Genomic DNA, 19,872 nt, shown 5'->3' on the forward strand with positions numbered 1-19,872 from the left:
CGCTGCACCTTCCATCGACAGCAACAGGGAATTTGCGATGAAGCGGCCGATATTCTTCGATGCGAGCGGACGCCGCAATCGATGGACGATGCGCGGCTTTTTCGCGCTCACCCTGGTCGTGATCCTCGCCGTAATCGCCTTCGCGATGACGGTGGTCGAGGTTCCGATTCCGGGTCCGCTGGCCATGTCGATGGAACGTCCCGCGCCGCGCTCGCTCAAGCAGCAGGTGGCCCGGCTCGACCATAGCTTCGCATCCTGGCTGCCGCGCAAGCATGGCAAGCCTGGCGGCGCACCGCTGGCGGTCGGCTTCTATGTCCCGTGGTCGGATTCCAGTCGCGCCTCGCTCGAACGCCATATCGGTCAGCTCGACTGGGTCGTGCCGGCACTGTACAGCGTGACCGGCCCGGCACATCGGCTGGTCCAGACCCCCGATACCCGGTTCGACGCACTGATCGCCAGCACGCCGCGCCACCCGCGCATCCTGCCGATGGTCGGCAATGCCGAGGGTGACGACTGGGACGGCATCGGCATCGCGGCGATGCTGCACGACACCCGGGCTCGGGGCGCGTTTCTGGATCAATTGATGGGGTCGCTCGTCGCGCGCCATGCCGACGGTGTCGTTTTCGACTTCGAAGCGCTTCCGGCCTCGGCCCAGCCCGATTACCTGCAATTCATTCGCGACGCGCATGCCCGGTTCGCGGCGAAGAACATGACCGTCGCGGTGACGGTGCCGGCGGCGGATGACGACTGGAACCTGGCACATTATGCGCAGGCGGCCGACAAGCTTATCCTGATGAACTATGACGAGCACGCATCGTCCGACGCCGCCGGCCCGATCGCCAGCCAGGGCTGGTTCGTCCGCCAGATGGACCTGGCCCTGCGCCATGTGTCGCCAGACAAGCTGATCGTTGGCGTCGCCAACTATGCCTATGATTGGACCGCCCCCGGCAAGGCCGACACGCTGACGATAGAGGAAGCGTGGCTGATCGCGCATGACAGCCAGGCGCAGGTCCAGTTCGACCCGGTCAGCGGCAACCAGAGCTTCGGCTATGAGGACAAGGGCGTCGAGCATACGGTATGGATGGTGGATGCCGCCAGCGCCTGGAACCAGCTGCGCGCCGCGAACCTGAAGGGTGTCGGCGGCGTCGCGCTGTGGCGGCTGGGGTCGGAGGATTCGAATTTCTGGAAGGTGCTGGACGCCGCCCATGGCGGCAAGCTGCCCGACCTGTCGAAGCTGGAATCGGTCGGCGACGTCGATGTCGAGGGCACCGGTGAGATCTTTCGCATCACGAGCACGCCCGGCTTCGGTCAGCGCGCGCTGAGCCAGAACGCGCAGGGCCTGATCATCGACGAGCGCTTTTCCGCGCTGCCGACCCCCTATGTCGTGACGCGCACCGGCTATCATCCGGGCAAGGTGGCGATCACGTTCGACGACGGTCCCGATCCCGACTGGACGCCGCGCATCCTCGATATCCTGAAAGCAAAGCAGGCGCCGGCGACCTTCTTCATGATCGGCGAAAATGCGGTCGAGCATCCGCTGCTGGTTCGCCGGGTGATCGAGGAAGGCAACGAAATCGGCAGCCACACCTTCACCCATCCCAATCTGGCCCAGTCGTCGGACGATGCCACCCGGCTGGAGCTGAATGCGACGCAGCGGCTGCTGGAAGCGTATACCGGCCATTCGGTCCGCCTGTTCCGCGCACCTTATTTCGGGGACGCGGAGCCAACGACCGCAGATGAGCTCGGGCCCGCATTGGCGGCGCAGAATCTCGGCTACACCAATGTCGGTCTGCACGTCGATCCGAACGACTGGCAGCGCCCCGGTGTAGACGAGATCGTCAACACCACGCTGGCCCAGGTCGCGGAGGGCAATGCCGAACAGTCGGGCCAGGTCATCCTGCTGCACGATGGCGGCGGCGACCGGTCTCAGACTCTGGCGGCACTGCCGCGGATCATCGATGGCCTGCGCGCCAAGGGCTATCAGATCGTGCCGGTTTCGGAACTGGCCGGGCTGACCCGCGAACAGGTCATGCCGCCGGTGCAGGGCGCCGATCTGGTGGCGGTGCGGACCGATGTCGGCATCTTCCTGGTGCTGGCGGCGATCGGCTTCGCGCTGAAATGGACCTTCTTCGCCGCGATCGCGCTGGGCATCGCCCGGGCGCTGGTTCTGGCCGCCCTTGCGATCATCGCCAATCGCCGCCGCAACCGTCCGGTCGCGCCCGAGATCGATCCCGGCCAGTTCGTCTCGGTGCTGATCCCCGCATTCAACGAGGAGCGGGTGATCGTGTCTTCGGTCCAGCGGGTGCTGGCCAGCGAGCAGGTCGGTGTCGAGGTGATCGTCCTGGATGATGGATCGACCGACTTCACCAGTGACGTGGTCCGCGCCGCCTTTGCCGACGAACCGCGGGTGCGGCTCCTAACGCTGGAAAATGGCGGCAAGGCGCGCGCGCTGAATCAGGGGCTGGCGCTGGCCAAGGGCGAGATCGTGATCGCGCTCGACGCCGACACCCAGTTCGAGCCGATGACCATCGCCCGCCTGGCCCGCTGGTTCGCCGACCCGACGATCGGCGCGATCGCCGGCAATGCCAAGGTCGGCAACCGCTTCAACCTCGTCACCCGCTGGCAGGCGGTGGAATATGTCACCTCGCAGAATCTGGAACGGCGCGCGCTTGCCCGGCTGGACGCGATCATGGTGGTGCCGGGCGCAGTCGGCGCGTGGCGCAAGTCGGCACTGGACGCGGTCGGCGGCTATCCGGTCGACACGCTGGCCGAGGATCAGGACCTGACCATCGCGATCCAGCGCAAGGGCTGGCGCGTCGGATATGATATCGACGCGGTCGCCTGGACCGAGGCACCGGAAAGCTTCGGAGCGCTGGCGCGGCAGCGGTTCCGCTGGGCCTATGGCACGCTGCAATGCCTGTGGAAGCACCGCGCGATCCTGCGCGACCGCAAGCCCGCCGGGCTGGCACTGGTCGGCATGCCCCAGGCCTGGGTATTCCAGATCGCCTTCGCTCTGGTCTCTCCGCTGATCGACGCGGCGCTGGTCGCCAGCATTCTCGGCACCGCGTTGCGCGTGTGGCAGCATGGCTGGGCCCAGACCGAGACCGATGTGCTGCGCATGGGACTCTACTGGCTCGTCTTCACCGGCATCGACCTGATGTGCGGCTGGGTCGCCTACAAGCTGGAGCCGCGCGAGAAGCGCTATCCCGCCTTCCTCCTGCTGGCACAGCGCTTCGTCTATCGCCAGCTGATGTACTGGGTGGTGATCCGCGCGGTCGTCAGCGCGCTGCGCGGGCCCAGCGTCGGCTGGGGCAAGCTGGAGCGCAGCGGCCGGGTGGAGACGTCGGCATGAGCGGCGCGTCGATCCGCTGGGCATTGCTCGCCGCGCTGAGCATCGCCACCCCGGCCTTCGCCCAGGACAGCGCGCCGGCCGACAGCCCGGGCGCCGATTCGAATGTCGACACCAGCCGCGACCGGCTGACCGTCGGCGTCGGCATCGGCACCACCCCACGCTACTCGGGCGCCTCGCGGTCGATGACGATCCCGGTCGTCGCGGTTCAGGGCCAGGTGTCCGGCATCAGCTTCGCCACCCAGGGTACCTCTGTCTTCGCCGACCTGATCCCGAGCAAGGGCAAGCCGGGCTGGAAGCTGCAATTCGGCCCCGAGGTCGCGCTGCGCCTCGATCGCAACACCTCGCCGGGCGATGCGGCGGTGGCGCGGCTGGGCAAGATCGGTCGTGCGTGGGAAGCCGGCGGCTGGGTCGGTGTCCAGCGCACGGGCGTCGTCACCAGCGCCTATGACACGCTGTCGTTCAGCGCGTCGTGGCAGAAGGACCTGTCGGGCGTGCACAACAGTGCGATCTTCACGCCCAGCATCGACTATGACACGCCGCTGTCGCGCCGCGCCTATGTCAGCTTGTCGGTGTCCGCCGATCATGTCGGGCGCGGCTTTGGCGATACCTATTTCGACATCACCCCGGCGGGCAGCGCCGCCAGCGGACTGCCCGCCTATGCCGGCGCCGACCATCCGGGGTGGAAGGACTGGAATGTCAGCGGGCTACTGGCCCATTCGCTGACCGGCGACCTGACGCACGGCCTGGGGCTGTTCGCGACCGCGGGCTACAGCCGGCTGCTCGGCGATTATGGCCGCTCGCCGGTGGTGCGCGAGCGCGGCCAGACGAGCGCAGCGATCGGAGTAGAGTTCACGTTCTGACCTTCCAAGGGGATCGAGCGGATGCACAAGCGACAAAGCCAGCGCGCGCTCAGCGAGCGGGCCTGCAGGATGATCTGTCCGATCGCCGCCGCGATGGTGGGTGTCTGCCTGACCGCGGTCGGCATCCTGCGCGTGGTGGTCTCGATCCGCAGCACCGGGACCATCGCCGACGACCTGCTGTCGATCGACTCGGTGCTGTTCCTGATCGCGACGCTCACATCCTATTTCGCGCTGCGTACCGAGTCCGATTCCAGGCTCCACTGGCTGGAACAGATCGCCGACCTGACCTTCATCATGGCGATGATCCTGATGACCGTGGTTGCGCTGGTGATCACCTATGTGCTGGCGGGGTGAAGACACAGCACCGCGCGGAGCCCGGGTGCATTGTCCTCCAGCGCGAAACTGCCCTGATGCAGCCGCGCGACCGCCTCGACCAGTGACAGGCCGAGGCCAGAGCCGGCTACGTGACGCGACGGGTCCAGTCGTCCAAACCGGCTGAGCGCTTCCGCCCGGCGATGTTCGGGAATGCCGGGCCCGTCATCGGCCACCATCAGTGCGACCCGGTCGCCGCGGCGCGAGGCGATAAGCTGAATCGTCTGGCCGCCCTCGGCATATTTGGTGGCATTCTCGATCAGATTGCCGATCGCCTGGCTGATCAGTTCGCGGTGGAGCGGCAGGCGCAGTCCCATGTCCGCCATGACCTCGATCGCGAAGCCGCGATCCTCGGCCAGCGGGCCATAGACCTCGGCCAGATCCTCCAGAAGCGCGCCGGCATCGGTATCGACGAAGCGATCGCGGCCGATCCCGGCCTCCGCGCGACTGATGAGAAGCGCGGTGGAAAGCATGCCAAGCAGCGTCTCCGCCTCCGAAGAAACACGCTCCAGTGCGGCCAGGGCAGCGGGATCCTCGGTCTCGACGATCGCATTCTCGAGCACGACCTTCAGTCGGGTGACCGGCGAGCGCAAGTCGTGCGCCAGCCCGTCGGTCATCATCCGGAGTTGCGACACCAGTGCCTCGATCCGGTCGAGCATCGCATTGACCGACTGGCCAAGCGCGTCGAACGCGTCGCCGCTCCCGTCCAGCGGCACACGCCGGCCCAGCGCACCTTTGCCGACGTCGCGCGCGGTGGCGACGACCGCCTGAATCTGCCGCGACAGCACGCGACCGATCAGGAGGGCGCTCAGCAACGCCAGAACGATGCCGATCACCAGCGCAGCGGTCAGCGCTTCCTGATTGAGCCGCGCGAGCCGGATGCTGGAATCGATCACATGGCCGGCGAGCAGCCGGCGGCCGCCGGGCAGGGCAGTCGCGGTCACCGCCATCAGTTCCGGCCGATCGCTGCCCGTGCGATAGAGTTCGATGGTGCGCCAGTCGGTCTGATAGGGAATGACCGTCGGCCAGGCACCCAGGTTGCCGGCGATGGCGTCGCCCTGGGCGTTGGCCAGCAGGATCACCGGCGGCGTGCCGCGCGTGCCGAGCCGCGCATCGATGATGCGGCGCAGCCCGTCCTCTCCGCCCGAGCGCCACGCCGAGAGAAGCTCGTCGCGCAGCTCACCGACCAGCGTCTGCTGCTCGCTGGCCAAGGCGCGCTGGCTCGCCTGCTGGACGAACAACAGGATGCCGCCGGTCACGACCAGCTGGACCAGAAAGGCAACGATGACGAAGCGTGCGGTGACCGACCGGGTCAGCGGCCCCCAGCGGAGGGCCATGTCAGGCCGCCGGGCTGAGGCGGTATCCCGCGCCGCGGATCGTCTGAAGCATCGGCGTGCTACCGTCGTCCAGCTTCTTGCGGAGCCGGCTGACGTGCACGTCGATCACGTTCGTTCCGGGGTCGAAATGATAGTCCCACACGCCTTCCAGTAGCATCGTGCGGGTAATGACCTGGTCGGGATGACGCAGGAAATATTCGAGCAGCCGGAATTCGCGCGGCTGCAAGTCGACCGGACGTCCGCCGCGCTTCACCCGGCGCGACAGCAGATCCATTTCCAGATCGCCGCAGACGAGCCGGGTGATCGCGCCGTCGCCGGCACCAGCCTTACGCAGCAGCAGGCGCACCCGCGCCAGCAGTTCGGCAAAGGCGAAGGGTTTGACCAGATAGTCGTGCGCACCGCCGGTCAGCCCCTCGACCCGGTCGTCGGGCGTACCAAGCGCGGACAGGATGATGACCGGGGTTTCGATCTTGGCCGCGCGCAGTGCGCCGAGCACGGCCATGCCGTCCATCCCCGGCAGCATCCGGTCGAGCACGATCGCGTCGTAGCTGCCGTCGCTGGCCAGGAACAGGCCGTCGCGGCCATTATCGGCGCGATCGACGGTGAACCCCTCTTCCGACATGCCCTTGGAAATATAGGCGGCGGTCGCCTCGTCATCCTCGACCACCAGCAGCTTATGTCCCATTTGCCCCACCCGAATTGCGCGCCAGCCTCAATTGCCGCCGCTGCTGGTCATGGACCAGCTCGAGGCTGAGGGCCGGCTTCGCGTCATTATGCAGATAGCGGCGTGCCTGATCCAGCGTCTCGATGCGCCTTCCATCGATCGCGACGATGCAGTCGCCGACCTCGATCCCGTCACCCGCCGCCTCGCTGTCGGAGCGCAGGCTGGTGACGACCAGTCCGCCGGCCGGGCAGGCCGAGCTCTCGGCGGTGAATCCGGGGAACAGCGCATCGGTCTGGCCATCGATGCTGCGCGACGGCGCGACCCATCCCGACCAGACGAGCAACAGGACCACGCCGACGGCTACCGCCAGCGCGACGATCAGGGCGAAGCCGGGCAGGCCCCGGCTGCGCGTCGCGGCGCCCGGGCCCGTGTGCGCCTCGACCGTCATGTCGTCGACGCCCTGAGCGTACCGCGATCGAGCGCCGCCATCAGCTGTGACAGTCGTGCCTCGAGCTGGTCGAGCCGGTCGACCACGCCGCGATCCAGCTTCTCGTGCAGGCGCAGAATCTCCAGCTCGGCGCGCAGATTGACCTCGAAGTCGAGGCTCGCCGCCAGCCGGTCCTTCGCCGCCTGGCGGTTCTGGCTCATCATGATGATCGGCGCCTGCACCGCAGCTAGCATCGAGAGCATCAGGTTGAGGAAGATGAAGGGGTAGGGATCGAAGACCAGCCCGAGGTGACGCAGTACATCGGTGTTGAGCAGGACCCAGGCAAACAGCACCAGCGCGAAGCCGATGATGAAGCCCCAGGAGCCGCCGATCGCGGCGACCTTGTCGGCCAGCCGCTCGCCGCGGGTCGCCCGCTCGTCGGAGATGTCGGCCGCGTCGCGGCTGATCGGGCTATGGTTCTGGATCCCGAGTAGCACATTCTGCTCCTCGGGATCGAGCGCGTCCGAAGACTTTGCGAGCAGCGTGCGCGCCAGATCGTGGATCTCTCCCTCGGTCATCGGTCTGCTCCTGCGGCATCAACTACCTATGAAGAGATGGTCTTCGGGGGTGGGCAAGTCACGTTAAGCTTTGGTCATGATCCGGTCACCGCCACGCCACCGGCACGCGGATAGCGAGGACGCTCGAACGGATAGGAAGATGTGATGCGCAAACCGCGTCGTGCCCTGTGGATCTCGATTGCCGCCCTGCTGATCGTGCTGGGGGCGGCGACCGGCTGGCTGCGCTATATCGGCTATCTGGGTGGCCCGGTATTCTTCGAGATGCCGGCGACCGGACCGACCGCACCGGCCGAGCGCGGACTGGCCGTGGTGATCGTGTCGGGGGACATGGGGTTCCGGGTCGGCATGGGCCCACCGATCGCCAAGGGCTTCACCGCTGACGGCGTGCCGGTGCTGGGCGTCAGCTCGCTTGCCTATTTTCGCACGCGCCGCACACCCGAAGAAGTGCACGCGTTGATCAAGGAATCGGTGGAACGCGCGCTTGCCCTGCCCAATGTCGACCATGTCGTTCTGATCGGCCAGTCCTTCGGCGCCGACATGCTGCATGTCGGCCTGACCGCACTTCCCGCCGACCTGCGCGCCAAGGTTCAGTTGGTCGCGCTCGTCGTGCCGACCGATACCGTCTATTATCAGGCGAGCCCCGCCGAGATGCTGACCTTCTCCAAGCCCGATGCGGCGGCGTTGCCGACCGCGCAGCAGCTGACCTGGATCCGCGCGCTGTGCGTCCAGGGCGCCGCCGAAAAGGACAGCCTGTGCCCCAAGCTGACCCAGCCCAACATGCGGCGCGTCGCGCTGCCGGGTAACCATTATCTCAACTATGACTCCGACGCACTGTACCGCGTGCTGCATCAGGCAGTGGTCGCATCCGACCCGGCTCCCAATTCGCTGAAGGGAAACAGATCATGAAACTGCTTCGCATCGCGGCTGCGGCCGCAATCGGCGCGATCGCCCTGGCATCCGCGCCGCTCGCTGCCCAGGCGCCGGCCAGCGGCGTCGACGGCACCTGGGTCAACCCGCATGGCAGCGTGAAGGTGAAGACCGGGCCGTGCGGTGACAAATTGTGCGGCTGGGTCGTCTGGGCCAGCCCCCAGGCGCTGAAGGACGCCAGCGACAGCGGCGTCACCAAGCTGATCGGCACCGAACTGCTCCAGGACTATCATTCGACGGGGCAGGGCAAATGGCAGGGCCGGGTCTATGTCCCCGACATGGGCCGCAGCTATTATTCGACGATTCAGCAACAGGGGCCGAACAGCCTGAAGATCAGTGGCTGCATCCTGGGCGGATGGATCTGCAAGTCGCAGATCTGGCAGCGGGCCTGATCCGCCATGTCCGCCGCGAGCCTTTATCGCCGCCACCGTATCGCGATCCAGGCGGTCGCGGTCCTGGTTCTGGCAGTGCTCGGCTTCGCTGCGCTCCATGCGCTGCTGAGCGAGGTCCGTTGGCGCGACGTGCGCCATGCCATCTCGGCGGTCAGCGCCTGGCAGCTGGTGGCCGCGGTGCTGCTGACCGCGGCCAGCTATCTGATGCTGACCTTCTACGACGTGCTGGCGCTGCGGATCGTCGGCAAGCCCTTGCCCTATCGCACCGCAGCACTCGCCTCGCTGACCAGCTACACGCTCAGCCATAATTTCGGCTTCGCGCTGCTGACCGGTGGATCGGCGCGGTACCGGGTGTACAGCGCGGCGGGGCTGGAGACGCCCGACATCGTCCGGGTGATCGCGACGGCCAGCGTGACCTTCTGGTCGGGCATCTTCGTGATGGCTGGCGTCGCGCTCAGCGTCCATGGCGGCAGGCTCGACCTGGCCGGCCTGGCGATCCCCGGCGGGGTCCAGCGCGGGCTGGGGCTGGCGATACTCGCGGTCGCGGTCGCGGTCCTGTTCACGCTGCGCAGCCAGACGCGCGAAGTGCGGGTGCTGCGCTGGCGCTTCAACCTGCCGGCCCGCCACCAGGCATTGGCCCAGATCGCCATCTCCGCGCTCGACCTGGCCGCGGCCAGCGCGGCGCTGCTGGTGCTCGTCCCCGGCGCCAGTGCGGGGCAGTTCCCGATCTTCTTCCTCGGCTATGCGCTGGCGATCATCGCCGCGCTGGTCACCCATGTCCCCGGCGGCGTCGGCGTGTTCGAGGCGGTGATCATCGCCGTCATGCCGGGGGTCGAGCCGTCGCACATCCTGGCGGCGCTGATCCTCTACCGCGTCGTCTATTACATCCTGCCGCTGATCGTCGCCGCGGCGATGCTCGCAATTCATGAGCGCCGCCGCCTGCGTCAGCCGCTGGCGACCGCGATGGGCGCGATGCAGATGGCGCTGGGCGGCCTTGCGCCCACGGTCCTGTCGGCCCTGGTGTTCGTCGGCGGGCTCGTGCTGCTCGTCTCGGGATCGCTGCCCGCCATTCCCCACCGGCTGCGCGCGCTTCACGCCTTCGCCCCGCTGCCCTTTATCGAAGCGTCGCACATCGCCGCCAGCCTGGCGGGCACCGCGTTGCTGCTGATCGCGCCGGGCCTGTATCGACGGCTCGATGCGGCCTTCCACATGTGCCGCGCACTGCTCATCGCCGGCGCGATCTTCTCGCTCACCAAGGGGGTAGATTATGAGGAGGCGACGATCCTGCTGGTCATCGCCGGCCTGCTCCAGCTCTCGCATGGTGCTTTCTATCGCAAGACCGCGCTGACCAGCGCGATCGGATCGCCGCGCTCGCTGGTGTCGGTACTGCTCGCGGTCGGGCTGGCGACCTGGATCGGCTTCTTCGCCTTCAAGCATGTCGATTATCAAAGCGAGATGTGGTGGCATTTCGCCTGGAAGGGCGATGCCTCGCGCTTCCTGCGCGCCAGCTTCGGGTCTGCCGTGGTGCTGCTGTGCGTGGTGATCTGGGACTGGTTCGGCCATGCTCGCCCGCCCCGGGCAGAACGGGTCGAGCCCGATGCCGCCTTGCCCGAGGTCGCGCTCGCCCAGTCCAACCGCACCGACGCACTGCTGGCCTATACCGGCGACAAGCGCTTCCTGCGTTCCGACAGCGGCGATACCGTCCTCATGTACCAAGTGCAGGGCCAGACCTGGATCGTGATGGGCGATCCGGTCGGCCCGCGCGAGCAGTGGGGCGAACTGCTGTGGCAGTTGCGCGAGATGGCCGATGCGGCGCAGGGCCGGTTGCTCCTCTATCAGATCTCGACCGATGCGTTGCCGATCGCAATCGACCTGGGTCTCCAGCTTGCGAAATATGGCGAGGAGGCGCGCGTCGACCTGCAGGCGTTCACCATGGACGGGCCCGACATGAAGTCGCTGCGCCATGCCGATCGCCGCGCGGCGCGTGAGGGCGCGGAGTTCGCCATCATCCCCGCCGATGCGATGGACACGGTCCTGCCCGAGCTGCGCGCGGTGTCCGATGCCTGGCTTGCCGCCAAGGGGCAAAGCGAGAAATCCTTCTCGGTCGGGCGGTTCGACCCCGCCTATCTCGGTCGGTTCGACTGTGCGGTCGTCAGGGCAGGGGGGCGGATCGTCGCCTTCGCCAATATCTGGGCGACCGAGAATCGCGAGGAGCTGTCGGTCGACCTGATGCGGCACCTCGACGACATGCCGTACGGCACGATGGACTTTCTGTTCGTTCGCCTCATGCAATGGGGCAAGGGTCAGGGCTATCGCTGGTTCAACCTCGGCATGGCGCCACTGTCGGGCATCGAGTCCCGCCGCCTCGCGCCGGTCTGGGCTCGGATCGGCGGGCTGCTCTACCGCCATGGCGACGCCTTTTACGGGTTCGAGGGGCTGCGTGCCTATAAGGAGAAGTTCGGCCCGGTCTGGTCGCCGCGCTACATCGCCGGGCCGCACGGGCTGGGGCTGGCGCGCGGGATGATCGACCTCCAGACGCTGATCGGCGGCGGCAAACGCAGCGCCGCGCGCAAGTTGCGATTGGTAGCCTGATCCCACCCCGATTTCGCTTGACCCCCACCGGGTCAGCGAAGAGGAACCGGCCATGGTCTATTATCTCGGCATCGATGCGGGCGGGAGCCATTGCCGCAGCCGCCTGATCGACGCCGGCGGGAAGGTCCTCGGCACCGGGGAGACCGGGCCGGCCAATGCCCGGATCGGGATGGACCTGCTCTATGCCACCCTTTGGGACGCCGCGGCGCAGGCGATCGAGGCGGCCGGGCTGGGTGCGGATCAGGTCCGCACGATCCGCGCCGGCATGGGCATTGCCGGCATCTCGCGCCCCGGCATTCGCGACAGCCTGGTCGATCTCGACTTTCCCTTCGCTTCGGTCGCCTATGAAACCGATGCGGTGATCGCCAATATCGGCGCGCATGGCGGCGCCGACGGCGCGACGCTGGTGATCGGCACCGGCAGCATCGCGCTGGTGCGTGTCGACGGCCGCGACTTCTCGATCGGCGGCTATGGCTTCCCCATCTCCGACGAGGGCAGCGGGGCCGCGGTCGGTCTCAGTGCGATGCGTCACGCGCTGCGCGCGCTCGACGGCCGGACCCAGCGCACCCCGCTGTCGATCGCCGTCGCCGCCCGTTTCGGACACGAGACCGCGCGCGCCGTCGCCTGGATGGATGAGGCGACGCCCAAGGACTATGCCGCGCTCGCGCCGCTGGTGATGGACTATGCCGAGAATGACGATGCGATCGCCCGGTCGATCGTCGAGGATGCGGCCCAGCATATCGAGATCTTCATCGAGACGATCTACGCCCAGGGCGCGCCGCGCTGCGCGCTGGCCGGTGGCCTGTCGCGGCGCATGCGGCCCTGGCTGCGCGAGCGTACGACCGCCAAGCTGGTCGAGCCGCAGGGCGATCCGCTGGACGGGGCGCTGCTGCTCGCCGGCTACCGCGCCGCCGCCTCCCACTGAAAGCCGCCATGTCCACCGAGAGCATCGACCCGCGCTTCACCGATATCGACCTGTGGCCGACCGGCGCCGCGGTCCAGGCAATGATCGAGGGCCAGATGGCAGCGGTCGCCGCACTGCAGGGCCAGGCAGACGCGATCGCCGCAGCGGCAGAGGCTGCGGCGGACCGGCTGCGAGCCGGCGGACGGCTGGTCTATGCCGGTGCCGGCACGTCGGGCCGGGTCGCGGTGCAGGACGGAGTCGAGCTCGGCCCGACCTATGGCTGGCCCGAGGCGCGGCAGGTCTATCTGATGGCCGGCGGCCTGCGCGCGCTGACCGAAGCGGTCGAGGGTGCCGAGGATGACGCCGATGCCGCGCGCGCCGAGATTGCCGCCGCCCATGTCGGCGCGAACGATGTCGTGATCGGCGTCGCCGCCAGCGGCCGGACGCGCTACACCGTCGCCGCGATCGAGGCGGCACGCGCGGCAGGCGCGCTGACCCTCGCCATCGCCAACAATCCCGAGACGCCGCTGCTCCGCGCCGCCGAACATGCGGTGCTGGTCGACACCGGCAGCGAGATCGTCGCCGGCTCGACCCGGATGAAGGCGGGCACCGCGCAGAAGGCGGCGCTCAACCTGTTCTCGACCGCAACCATGATCCGTCTGGGCTATGTCTATCGCGGCCAGATGGTCGCGATGCGCATGGCCAATGCCAAGCTGCAGCTGCGGGGCAGGGCGATGGTCGCGCGGCTGGCGGATGTCGATGAAGCAGCCGCCGGCGCCGCGCTGGAGGCCGCCGGCGGCGATATCCGCCGGGCTGTGCTGATCGCGCGCGGTGCCTCGCCGGAGGGTGCCGCCGCGCGCCTCGATGCGGCAGGGGGCAGCCTGCGCAAGGCGCTGGAGCGGTGAGCGAACGCCTGACTGCCGCCCAGGCGCGACGCATCGCGCTGGCGGCGCAGGGTTTCGGCACCGCGCGGCCGGGCATGCCGGGCAGGGCGCAACTGCTGCGCACGCTCGACCGGCTCGGGCTTTTCCAGATCGACAGCGTCAACGTCGTCTCGCGCGCCCATTATCTGCCGGCCTTTTCGCGCCTCGGCAGTTACGATCGCAGCCTGCTCGACCGCGCCGCCTGGGGCGCGAAGCGCGATCGGCGGATGTTCGAATATTGGGCGCACGAGGCATCGCTGCTGCCGCTCGATCTTCACCCGCTGCTGCGCTGGCGCATGGCCAGCGCCGATCGCGGCAGCTTCGGCTGGAAGGCGATGCGCGTCTTCGCCACCGAACGTCGTGCCGAGGCGGTCGCGGTGCTCGACCGGATCCGCGACCAGGGGCCGATGGCAGTCTCCGACTTCGAGGAGGGCCGCAGCCGCGCCGGCTGGTGGGAATGGGGCGATGCCAAGCGCATCCTCGAATGGCTGTTCTATGCCGGACATGTCACCACCGCGGCCCGCCGCGGCAGTTTCGAGCGCGTCTACGACCTGACCGAACGCGTGATCCCGCGCGCGATCCTCGAGCTGCCGACCCCCGACGAGGCCGATGCGCTCCAGGCGCTGATCGAACGCGGCGCCCGCGCACTGGGCGTCGCCACCGCAACCGAGCTGCGTGACTATTTCCGCCTGAGACCGGCGCAGGGCGATCCCGCGATCGCTGTGCTGGTCGAGGCGGGTCGCCTGATCCCGGTGGAGGTCGCCGGCTGGGGCCGCCGCGCCTATCTCCACCCCGAGGCAAGGCGCCCCCGCCGCATCGCCGCCCGCGCGTTGCTCGCCCCGTTCGACCCGCTGATCTGGGAACGCGACCGCACCGAACGGATGTTCGACTTCCGCTACCGCATCGGCATCTACACCCCCGCCAGCAAGCGCAGCCACGGCTATTACGACCTGCCCTTCCTGCTGGGCGACCTGCTGGCGGCGCGCGTCGACCTGAAGGCGGACCGCCAGGCGGGCAGGCTGCTGGTCCAGTCGATCCACCTCGAACCCCGCGCGCCCAGCGAGACCATGCGGGAACTGGAAAAAGAACTCGACGAAATGGCAAGCTGGCTGGGACTTACACGAGCGTAACAGCTTTGCTCCGCCGCAGCCGTTGCTGCTCCACGGGGAGCAACCCACCCCCACGGAAACCGGGACTCCTGAGGAGAGGGGCCATTCACCCTTGATCCCCCGCCCGACATCGCGCACCCCTCGCGCGGCCACCAGCGGAGCAGTCCTATGCCGATCGAAACCCTGTCGACCTTCAAGGCCCATGGCGGCACCCAGGGCGTCTATCGCCACGCCGCGTCCACGACCGGCACCGACATGGTCTTCTCCGTCTATGTGCCGCCGCATGCCGAGGGCGCGACGCTGCCGATCGTCTGGTATCTCTCGGGCCTGACCTGCACCCACGCCAATGTCACTGAAAAGGGCGAGTTCCGCGCCGCCTGCGCCGAACATGGCATCATCCTGATCGCGCCCGACACCAGCCCGCGCGGTCAGGGCGTGCCCGACGACGAAGGCTATGATTTCGGCCAGGGCGCCGGCTTTTATGTCGACGCGACCCGCGACCCCTGGGCCGAGCATTTTCACATGCGCAGCTATATCGAACAGGAACTGCCCGCGCTGATCGCCGACGAGTTTCCGATGGCCGATCTCACCCGCCAGTCGATCACCGGCCATTCGATGGGCGGTCACGGCGCGCTGACGACCGGCTTGCGCAATCCGGACCGCTTCCGCTCGATCTCCGCCTTTTCCCCGATCGTCGCTGCCAGCCAATGCCCCTGGGGCCACAAGGCGCTTGGCGGCTATCTCGGCGAGGACCGCGCCGCGTGGCGTGACTATGACGCCTGCGCCCTGATCGAGGACGGTGCGCGCGTGCCCGAACTGCTGGTCGACCAGGGCGATGCCGATCAGTTCCTGACCGAACAGCTCAAGCCCGAGCTACTGGTCGAGGCCTGCAAGGCGGCGGGCATCGACCTGACGCTCCGCATGCAGCCGGGCTACGACCACAGCTATTATTTCATCTCGACGTTCTTGCCGGAGCATGTTGCCTGGCATGCGGCGCGGCTGAAGGGGTGAGGCCCTGAATTAGCTTGTTGAGTTTGTCACGCATGCGCCGGATAATGGGGCATCGCGGCGAGAGACACATGGCCTATATTTTGGCGAGCCTGTTCCCGGTAATATGTCTCGTGCTTCGGGCAGGTTTGCTCCGGCGGCCGTCGCCAACTTGGCGCTTGTGGATAGATTTCGGCATTCTGCTGTTTTCCTTGCCGGCGGGACTAAAGGTGATCGGCTGGGTGCTGGACTTCCCGGCATATCCGGGAGATCACAATCCCGGGTTGGGCATCGCATTCGGGCCGCTATTTCTCATATGGTTGACGTGCTTCGCCGTGTGGATCGGTCGTGCGGCTATCCTAGGTCTTAAATCGATCCTTGTCGGCGAAGACCTCGGGCATCGACGTGACCCTGCTGAGCGGTGACTCCACTGTTACTCCATCCACTGTGGAATGGGGCCGTCAGACAAGACCAGCGGCTAGAAGTTTGACGGTGAAGTGCTTATTCGACCGCCTCCGCGATATGGTCTGACCGCGCCCCGATCACCTCTCGCACAGCAACCAGCGCCGGCGACCCTTCGCGAACCTTATCCGCGACATGCGCGCCCAGCATCAGCCCGATCTGGCGGACATGGCCGAACCCGGCCAGTCGAGGGCGCGCGACGCCCTCCACCGCGAAGCCCTCCGGCATCACCGTGACGCCCAGCCCCGCGCGGACCATTGCCAGCGCGCGGTCGTCGCTGGTCGTGCGGGCGGTAAAGAAGGGGCGGACCCCGCGCGCGGTGAAGTGGCGGCTTGTCTCGGCCAGCAATTCGCAGTGTCGGCGCACGATCATCACATCGCCCGCCAGCGCCTCGGCCTCGACAATCTCCTGCTGCGCCAGCCTGTGGCTCGACGGCACCGCCAGCGCATAGCCTTCGCTGCGCAGCACCTCACCATCGCCCTGGCGCACGATCGTCAGGGCGGCGTCGATGCGGCCGCGCTTCAACCGCTCGAGCAATTCGCCCTCGCGCCCTTCCGACACTTCGATCCGCTCCTCGCCCAGTCGCTCGGCGAAGCGGGCGGACAGCGCGCCGATCCAGTCGGCGGGGATGCTGGCCAGGATGCCGAGGCGCAGCGTCGGCCGCGCCGCGCCGTCGCCGACCAGCGATCGCTCGGCCGCGGCGAACTCGCTCTCGATCCGCCGCGCATGGCCGGCGAACTGCACCCCCGCCTCGGTCAGCTCGACCCGCCGGTTCGTGCGATGGAATAAGGTGCGCCCCAGCAAGCGTTCCAGCTTGGCGATGCCGACAGACAATGTCGGCTGCGAGACGTTGCACTGCGCCGCCGCGCGGGAGAAATTGCCGCTGTCCATCACGGCCAGGAAATAGCGGAGCAGATAGCGGTCGATCATAGATGCCATCTATGATGTTCCGCCAAGACCTTCAATTTCTCTTGTGTCGGCGCGGGTGCTAGTGACGGTGGCAACGGATTTGGAGAGGCTGAATGAGCGAACTGGACTTCGGCATCGGCGAGAATGCGGAGATGATCCGCGATACGACCGCGCGCTTCGCCAAGGAGCAGATCGAACCGCTGGCGGCGAAGATCGATGCCGAGGACTGGTTCCCGCGCGACCTGTGGCCCGCGATGGGCGAGCTCGGCCTGCACGGCATCACCGTGGGCGAGCAATGGGGCGGCCTGGGCCTCGGCTATCTCGAACATGTCATCGCGTGCGAGGAAGTGTCGCGCGCCTCGGCCTCGATCGGCCTCAGCTATGGCGCGCATTCCAACCTGTGCGTCAACCAGATCGCGCGCTGGGCGAATGACGATCAGAAGGCGAAATATCTCCCCAAGCTGATCTCGGGCGAGCATGTCGGCAGCCTGGCCATGTCGGAGAGCGGGGCAGGGTCCGACGTGGTGGGCATGAAGCTGCGCGCGGAGAAGACCGACCGCGGCTATGTCCTGAACGGCACTAAATTCTGGATCACCAACGCCGCCTATGCCGACACGCTGGTCGTCTATGCCAAGACCGGCGAGGGCAGCCGCGGCATCACCACCTTCCTGATCCAGAAGGACATGCCCGGCTTCTCGATCGGCCAGAAGATCGACAAGATGGGCATGCGCGGATCGCCGACTGCCGAGCTGGTGTTCGACGATTGCGAAGTGCCCGACGAGAATGTGATGGGCCCGGTCAATGGCGGGGTCGGCGTGCTGATGAGCGGCCTCGATTATGAGCGCACCGTGTTGGCCGGCATCCAGCTGGGCATCATGCAGGCGTGCCTCGACGTGGTCGTCCCCTATCTGCGCGAGCGCAAGCAGTTCGGCCAGCCGATCGGCAGCTTCCAGCTGATGCAGGCCAAGGTCGCCGACATGTATGTCGCGCTCAATTCGGCGCGCGCCTATGTCTACACCGTCGCCAAGAATTGCGACGCCGGCCGCACCACCAGGTTCGACGCGGCGGGCGCGATCCTGCTGGCGTCGGAAAATGCGGTGCGCGTGTCGCTGGAGGCGATCCAGGCGCTGGGCGGGGCAGGCTATACCAAGGACTGGCCGGTCGAACGCTTCGCCCGCGATGCCAAGCTGCTCGACATCGGCGCAGGCACGAACGAAATCCGCCGCATGCTGATCGGCCGCGAGTTGATCGGGGCCGCCTCGTGACGGGCTTTCAGATCCTCCCCGGAACGGGGAGGGGGACCGGCGCGAAGCGACGGTGGAGGGGGCCCTCCGCAGACGTTGCGCTCGGGGTGGGGACCCTGCACCAGCCTGCGGCTGGTCCCCCTCCCCGTGCCGGGGAGGATAGTCAGTGACCGCACCGACACTCACCACCGCGCTCTCCAGCGAGAGCGAAGCCTTCAAGGCAAATGCGGCGCACAACCGCGCGCTGGCCGAGCAGCTTCGCGTCGATGTCGCCACGGCTGCGCTCGGCGGCAGCGCGGCCTCGCGCGAACGGCACATCGCGCGAGGCAAGCTGTTGCCGCGCGAGCGGGTCGAGCGGTTGCTCGATCCAGGCGCGCCGTTCCTCGAGATCGGCCAGCTCGCCGCAGGCGACCTCTATGACGGCGAGGTGCCGGGCGCGGGGCTGATCGTCGGCATTGGCCGGGTGTCGGGCCGCACCTGCATGATCGTGTGCAACGATGCCACGGTGAAGGGCGGCACCTATTACCCGATGACGGTCAAGAAGCATCTCCGGGCGCAGGAGATTGCCGAGCAGAACCGCCTGCCATGCATCTATCTGGTCGACAGCGGCGGTGCTAACCTGCCGCATCAGGCCGAGGTGTTTCCCGACCGCGACCATTTCGGCCGCATCTTCTTCAACCAGGCGAACATGTCGGCGCTGGGCATCCCGCAGATCGCCTGCGTCATGGGGAGCTGCACCGCGGGCGGCGCCTATGTCCCCGCGATGTCCGACGAGACGGTCATCGTGCGCAACCAGGGCACGATCTTCCTCGCCGGCCCGCCGCTGGTGAAAGCGGCGACGGGGGAGGTGATCAGCGCCGAGGATCTGGGCGGCGGCGACCTGCATGGCCGGCGTTCGGGCGTGGTCGATCACGTTGCCGAGAATGACGAGCATGCGCTGACCATCGTTCGCGACATTGTCAGCACGCTGCAGCCCGATCGCCAGGCCGATGTGAACCTGCAGGAAGTGCGCGCGCCGAAGTTCGACGCGGAGGATATCTACGGCATCGTGCCGCAGGACGTCCGCGCGCCCTATGACGTTCACGAGATCATCGCCCGCCTGGTCGATGGCAGCGAGTTTCACGAGTTCAAGGCGCTGTACGGCACGTCGCTGGTCTGCGGCTTCGCCCATATCTGGGGCATCCCGGTCGCGATCCTGGCGAACAACGGCGTGCTGTTCAGCGAGAGCGCAGTCAAGGGCGCACACTTCATCGAACTCGCCTGCCAGCGCCGCATCCCGCTGCTGTTTCTCCAGAACATCTCGGGTTTCATGGTCGGCGGCAAGTACGAGGCCGAGGGCATCGCCAAGCACGGCGCCAAGCTGGTCACCGCGGTCGCGACTGCCAGCGTGCCCAAGATCACCGTGCTGATCGGCGGCAGCTTCGGCGCCGGCAATTACGGCATGTGCGGCCGTGCCTATTCGCCGCGCTTCCTGTTCAGCTGGCCCAACAGCCGCATCTCGGTGATGGGCGGCGAACAGGCGGCCAGCGTCCTGGCGACCGTCCACCGCGACGCCGACAGCTGGACACCCGAACAGGCCGAGGCGTTCAAGGCCCCGATCCGCGCGCGCTACGAAGAGGAAGGCAATCCCTGGCACGCCACCGCGCGCCTGTGGGACGACGGCATCATCGACCCCGCGCAGACCCGCGACGTGCTGGGCCTGGCGTTCAGCGCGACGCTGAACGCCCCGATCCCGGAGCGCGCGCAGTTCGGCGTGTTCCGGATGTGATGAGAGAGGCGCCGGCCCCAATTCCTCCCCGGAACGGGGAGGGGAACCGTCCGCAGGACGGTGGA

The 19,872-nt window shown here is 67.6% G+C and carries 17 protein-coding genes; 12 read left to right on the forward strand and 5 right to left on the reverse strand.

Translation table 11 applies throughout. The annotated features are described in order from the left end of the window. Window positions 1-37 precede the first annotated feature (37 nt). Genes ACZ1H8_RS17000 through ACZ1H8_RS17010 form a run of 3 tightly spaced genes read left to right on the forward strand, consistent with a single transcriptional unit; the run spans window position 38 to window position 4,566 of the window. Window positions 38-3,352 (forward strand): polysaccharide deacetylase family protein, encoded by a 3,315-nt coding sequence (locus ACZ1H8_RS17000; RefSeq protein ID WP_465178390.1) that lies wholly within the window; start codon window positions 38-40, stop codon window positions 3,350-3,352. After that, entirely contained in the window at window positions 3,349-4,212 is an 864-nt protein-coding gene (locus tag ACZ1H8_RS17005) for a MipA/OmpV family protein (RefSeq protein WP_465178392.1), read from the forward strand. The genes ACZ1H8_RS17000 and ACZ1H8_RS17005 overlap by 4 nt, the downstream gene beginning before the upstream one ends. A gap of 21 nt (window positions 4,213-4,233) precedes the next feature. Continuing rightward, a complete protein-coding gene (locus ACZ1H8_RS17010; RefSeq protein ID WP_465178394.1) occupies window positions 4,234-4,566 on the forward strand; it encodes a hypothetical protein in 333 nt (110 codons plus the stop codon). On the opposite strand, the gene ACZ1H8_RS17015 is transcribed toward ACZ1H8_RS17010, so the two are convergent. From ACZ1H8_RS17015 to ACZ1H8_RS17030, 4 genes are read right to left on the reverse strand one after another with little or no spacing between them, the layout of a single operon-like run. After that, window positions 4,548-5,921 (reverse strand): sensor histidine kinase, encoded by a 1,374-nt coding sequence (locus ACZ1H8_RS17015; protein WP_465178396.1) that lies wholly within the window; start codon window positions 5,919-5,921, stop codon window positions 4,548-4,550. The two genes, ACZ1H8_RS17010 and ACZ1H8_RS17015, sit on opposite strands and share 19 nt — an antisense overlap. Before the next feature lies 1 nt (window position 5,922). After that, window positions 5,923-6,606 carry a response regulator transcription factor gene (locus ACZ1H8_RS17020; RefSeq protein WP_465178397.1) on the reverse strand — a complete coding sequence of 228 codons (684 nt, stop codon included), beginning with the start codon at window positions 6,604-6,606 and terminating at the stop codon, window positions 5,923-5,925. Further along, a complete protein-coding gene (locus ACZ1H8_RS17025; RefSeq protein ID WP_465178398.1) occupies window positions 6,596-7,033 on the reverse strand; it encodes a PDZ domain-containing protein in 438 nt (145 codons plus the stop codon). The genes ACZ1H8_RS17020 and ACZ1H8_RS17025 overlap by 11 nt, the downstream gene beginning before the upstream one ends. Further along, window positions 7,030-7,590 carry a DUF1003 domain-containing protein gene (locus tag ACZ1H8_RS17030; RefSeq protein WP_465178399.1) on the reverse strand — a complete coding sequence of 187 codons (561 nt, stop codon included), beginning with the start codon at window positions 7,588-7,590 and terminating at the stop codon, window positions 7,030-7,032. Before ACZ1H8_RS17030 ends, ACZ1H8_RS17025 begins: the two co-directional genes overlap by 4 nt. A 144-nt stretch (window positions 7,591-7,734) precedes the next feature. Here ACZ1H8_RS17030 and ACZ1H8_RS17035 point away from each other — a divergent pair, with 144 nt between their 5' ends. The 7 genes from ACZ1H8_RS17035 (at window position 7,735) to fghA (ending at window position 15,448) form a co-directional block, all read left to right on the forward strand. Next, a complete protein-coding gene (locus tag ACZ1H8_RS17035; RefSeq protein ID WP_465178400.1) occupies window positions 7,735-8,496 on the forward strand; it encodes an AcvB/VirJ family lysyl-phosphatidylglycerol hydrolase in 762 nt (253 codons plus the stop codon). Further along, window positions 8,493-8,909, forward strand: a complete 417-nt coding sequence (locus tag ACZ1H8_RS17040; protein ID WP_465178402.1) for a DUF2147 domain-containing protein — start codon at window positions 8,493-8,495, stop codon at window positions 8,907-8,909. Before ACZ1H8_RS17035 ends, ACZ1H8_RS17040 begins: the two co-directional genes overlap by 4 nt. A gap of 6 nt (window positions 8,910-8,915) precedes the next feature. Beyond that, window positions 8,916-11,501: a bifunctional lysylphosphatidylglycerol flippase/synthetase MprF gene (mprF, locus tag ACZ1H8_RS17045; protein WP_465178403.1), complete on the forward strand. Its 2,586-nt coding sequence runs from the start codon at window positions 8,916-8,918 to the stop codon at window positions 11,499-11,501. A gap of 52 nt (window positions 11,502-11,553) precedes the next feature. After that, window positions 11,554-12,426: a glucosamine kinase nucleotide-binding domain-containing protein gene (locus ACZ1H8_RS17050; RefSeq protein WP_465178404.1), complete on the forward strand. Its 873-nt coding sequence runs from the start codon at window positions 11,554-11,556 to the stop codon at window positions 12,424-12,426. An 8-nt stretch (window positions 12,427-12,434) separates the two neighbouring features. After that, window positions 12,435-13,310: an N-acetylmuramic acid 6-phosphate etherase gene (locus ACZ1H8_RS17055; protein WP_465178405.1), complete on the forward strand. Its 876-nt coding sequence runs from the start codon at window positions 12,435-12,437 to the stop codon at window positions 13,308-13,310. Then, a complete protein-coding gene (locus ACZ1H8_RS17060; RefSeq protein WP_465178406.1) occupies window positions 13,307-14,458 on the forward strand; it encodes a winged helix-turn-helix domain-containing protein in 1,152 nt (383 codons plus the stop codon). Before ACZ1H8_RS17055 ends, ACZ1H8_RS17060 begins: the two co-directional genes overlap by 4 nt. 147 nt (window positions 14,459-14,605) lie before the next feature. Beyond that, entirely contained in the window at window positions 14,606-15,448 is an 843-nt protein-coding gene (gene fghA / locus ACZ1H8_RS17065) for an S-formylglutathione hydrolase (protein WP_465178407.1), read from the forward strand. A gap of 477 nt (window positions 15,449-15,925) precedes the next feature. On the opposite strand, the gene ACZ1H8_RS17070 is transcribed toward fghA, so the two are convergent. Then, complete coding sequence (locus tag ACZ1H8_RS17070; protein WP_465178408.1) at window positions 15,926-16,816, reverse strand: LysR family transcriptional regulator; 891 nt, start codon at window positions 16,814-16,816, stop codon at window positions 15,926-15,928. A gap of 92 nt (window positions 16,817-16,908) precedes the next feature. Between ACZ1H8_RS17070 and ACZ1H8_RS17075 the strand changes: the two genes are divergently transcribed. Both ACZ1H8_RS17075 and ACZ1H8_RS17080 read left to right on the forward strand, forming a co-directional pair. Beyond that, window positions 16,909-18,060 (forward strand): isovaleryl-CoA dehydrogenase, encoded by a 1,152-nt coding sequence (locus tag ACZ1H8_RS17075; protein WP_465178409.1) that lies wholly within the window; start codon window positions 16,909-16,911, stop codon window positions 18,058-18,060. A 145-nt stretch (window positions 18,061-18,205) separates the two neighbouring features. Continuing rightward, window positions 18,206-19,807 carry a carboxyl transferase domain-containing protein gene (locus ACZ1H8_RS17080; RefSeq protein WP_465178410.1) on the forward strand — a complete coding sequence of 534 codons (1,602 nt, stop codon included), beginning with the start codon at window positions 18,206-18,208 and terminating at the stop codon, window positions 19,805-19,807. The last annotated feature ends 65 nt before the right edge of the window (window positions 19,808-19,872 follow it).

Source organism: Sphingomonas sp. BL-S-25, from assembly GCF_055521555.1.